The sequence below is a fragment of the Psychrilyobacter sp. genome, from assembly GCF_049671765.1.
In the GTDB taxonomy this organism is placed as follows: Bacteria; Fusobacteriota; Fusobacteriia; order Fusobacteriales; family Fusobacteriaceae; genus Psychrilyobacter.
Map to the genome: position 1 here is coordinate 1 of NZ_JBATVM010000221.1, position 3540 is coordinate 3540.

At 27.0% G+C, this 3540-nt stretch carries 4 protein-coding genes; all 4 read left to right on the top strand.

Annotated features, from left to right (window positions below; all coding sequences use genetic code 11):
• The first annotated feature begins 231 nt into the window (after positions 1 to 231).
• Positions 232 to 402: a hypothetical protein gene (locus WBG30_RS10630; RefSeq protein ID WP_424504633.1), complete on the top strand. Its 171-nt coding sequence runs from the start codon at positions 232 to 234 to the stop codon at positions 400 to 402.
• Between the two features lie 38 nt (positions 403 to 440).
• Entirely contained in the window at positions 441 to 959 is a 519-nt protein-coding gene (locus tag WBG30_RS10635) for a hypothetical protein (RefSeq protein ID WP_424504634.1), read from the top strand.
• A gap of 4 nt (positions 960 to 963) precedes the next feature.
• Positions 964 to 2379 carry a GT4 family glycosyltransferase PelF gene (pelF, locus tag WBG30_RS10640; RefSeq protein WP_424504635.1) on the top strand — a complete coding sequence of 472 codons (1416 nt, stop codon included), beginning with the start codon at positions 964 to 966 and terminating at the stop codon, positions 2377 to 2379.
• 1 nt (position 2380) lies between these two features.
• Positions 2381 to 3540: exopolysaccharide Pel transporter PelG (gene pelG / locus WBG30_RS10645; RefSeq protein ID WP_424504636.1), on the top strand; the 1160-nt coding region annotated here is incomplete at its 3' end.

Genomic DNA, 3540 nt, shown 5'->3' on the forward strand with positions numbered 1-3540 from the left:
ACATTCAATTCCTAACTACTAGAGGAGAGCTGTTAAAACGGCTCTTTTTTTACATATATTTTTCTACTTGTTCTGGATAAATTATCACTAACATTCTTAATATTTTTTCCCAAGATCGTATTTTTTGTTTTCTTTTTTAATAATCAATATAATAAAAAAGATGCTTCTATATACAATAGGTTAGCTATTGCAATTCCCTTTGTAGGGATATTTCTTTACCTAATATATATAGTGTTTTTAAAACAAAAAAATTTTAACATAGTAGAGCAGGTATTTGATTTTGAAAAACATTTAGATGAAAAAAACTTTTTAAAAGATGTGAATGTAGTGAAGGAATTAAAATTAATAAGTGCTATAGATACCATGGATGTTGAAGGAGAAAAACAAAAAAATCATTTATAACAAAATTTAAACCTCAAAATATAAAAATAAGGGTAAGGATGCTGAGGAAAGGGCTTGCGGATAAAGATATAGAGGTAGTTCATTATTCAGCAGTTGAATTTAACCAGTTATCTGAAAATTTTGATAAACAACTGAGAAAATATAAGAAAAAATATAAAGATTCAAAAACGGAAAAACATTTTGATGATTTGGTGATATTTTATGAACATTTATTAAAAACTGAGATATTAGAGGGTGATATTTTAAACTTACATATAGAAATGTACATAAAAATTTTAGAAGAGAGAATAGAGGAAGATAAGAGATTAAAAAATTATATAAAGCTTTTGGAGATGTATTTGCTTACCAAAAGATATGATGATATAGAGAAAGAGTGTCAAAGGCTTTCTAAAGTAAAAGAATATAACTTTGAAATATATATAATTTTGACAAAATTATATTACGAAAGTAATAATTTAAAAGGATTGAAGACAATGAATAACAAGTACAAAACAGAAAAAATTATGATGTCGAAAGAAGTGGGGAATATATTTAAAATATGTGGAATAGAGGGGTAAAAAAATGAAGAGACAGGTGATATGCATAATAGCAGAAGGCAGTTATCCCTATGTAGTTGGAGGAGTGTCTAGTTGGATCAATCAATTGATAAATGGGCATCCAGAAAAAGATTTTAAAATCCTATCTATCTTACCAAGCGAAAAAGAAGAGATGAAAGTAAAATATAAATTACCCCGAAATTTACTGGAAGTTCGGACCATATATCTTGCGGATGTATATGAGCATAAGATAGATAAAAAAATTTTTATGAAATATGATGAGATAGAGACTGACATAATATCTAGGTTTATAAACATGGAGTTATCTAGTGATACAAAAAAAGCATTAGAACTTCTTAGTGATAAGGAAAGAAGTCGTGCTTTTAACTTTACAATAAGTTATTTTTTTTGGGAGAAAATATGTCATAAATATAGAGATGAATATCCAGAAAAAGAATTTAATAACTTTTACTGGTCATATAAATCAGTTTTTATGTTTTTAATGAATATTTTACAAAATAAAATACCAGAGGCAGATCTATATCATTCAGTTTCAACGGGATATGCAGGAGTAGCAGGAGTACTCGCTAAAATAAAATATAACAAACCATGTTATTTAACAGAACATGGAGTATATGCAAGGGAGAGGGAAGAAGATATAATAAAATCTCATTGGGTAAGAGATGATTTTAAAAAAATATGGATAGATTATTTCTATTTTTTATCAAAAATTGCGTATAAATACTCTGATAAGATAATTTCTCTTTTTAAATATAATAGTGATCTACAAATGTCACTTGGAGCCCCAAAAGATAAAACATTTGTAGTTTCAAATGGGGTAGATGTAGATCGTTTTTCTATTATAAAAAGAGAAAAAACAGAAAAATTTATTATTGGTTCTATTTTGAGGATAGTTCCAATAAAAGATGTGAAGATGATGATAAAAGCTTTTAAAATTGTTACAAATACCATAAAAAATACAGAATTATATCTTATAGGTCCATATGAAGAAGATCCAAATTATTACGAGGAATGTAAGGAATTAATTGATGATTTAAATTTAAATTCTAACGTCATTTTTACTGGGAAAGTGAATGTAATGGATTATTTAGGGAGGTTAGATATTTTTTTACTTTCCTCTATATCAGAGGGGCAACCGCTATCTATATTAGAGGCTATGTCATCCAAAATTCCTGTTATAGCAACAGATGTAGGTGATTGTAGAGGTATGTTGAATAGCCATACAGAGATAGGACATGCAGGTATAATAGTCCCACCTACATCTTATACAGTAATGGCTGCCGAAATAATTGCTCTTTATAATAATGAATCTAGACTGAAGTTGTTAGGAGATAGAGGCTATGAAATAGTAAATAAATATTATCGGTCAGATAAATTTTTAGGTATATACACTAAATTATACGAGGATGGGTGGAGTTAATATGGCTGGGATAGGTTTTGAGCTTAGGAAATTATTTACTGAAGATGATACTTTTTCAGGATATATAAAGGCTATAACATTTTCTACTTTTATCTCAGTAGGACCATTTTTAGCAATGGTGCTGACTATTAATGCGTTAAATTTGGTATCAAAAGTAGTTTTTGATGACTCTTTGGAACGGTTACTATTTATCACAACTTTGGTGTATGGATTTATATTTTCACAGTTAATTAGTTTTCCATTTCAATTTTTTGTAACAAGATACATATCTGATATGTTTTATGAAAAGAAATATAAAAGAGTTAGACCGTCATTTATAGGTATCAGTAAAATAATAATATTGCTATCATTGACTTTAGGGATGATATTTTTTTGGAAGAATGAGTTACCATTATATTATAAATATATGTCAGTAGGGATATTGATAACTTTATCATTGTTATGGACAATTACAACATATATAAGTATATTAAAAGATTATGTGTATATATCGAAAATATATTTTTACTCAAATATTATATCAATAGTAATTTTTTCTATTACTATTAAATATCCTATTATGTTTTCTGAACATAGGATAGCAGGGAATATGTTGTTTTCTTTTTTTATAGGAATCTTATTCTCATTACATATGCTAACAAATTATTTTTTTAGTATATTTAAAGAAGAAGAAGGAGGAGAATACGACTTCTTAGGTTATTTAGAAAATTATTCCACTTTATTGTTTACGGGTTTATTTTATATTTTAGGGACTTGGATTCACGTAATTATAAATTGGTTTTCTCCATGGGCTATGTATATAGGATACGGCTATAGAACAACACTACATTATGAAAATGCTGTATTTTATTCATTTTTACTAACAATACCTAGTATTGTGTTCTTTGTAGTATTTATAGAGACGAGATTTTTTGATATATATCAAAAATATTATGCTCTTACTCTAAAAAATGGGACTTTAGAGGAAATTGAAAATGAAAGAAAACATATGCATAGAAAACTCTATAAAGAAATATTTTATGCATTAGAAATACAAATTTTCATTACGGTAACAGCATTATTACTCTTCAGGTATTTTGTGATTTATTATGAATTGCCTATAGAATTATTAGATATATTTAAAGTCGTTTCTTTTGGGGCAGTGGGGAATGTATATATAAT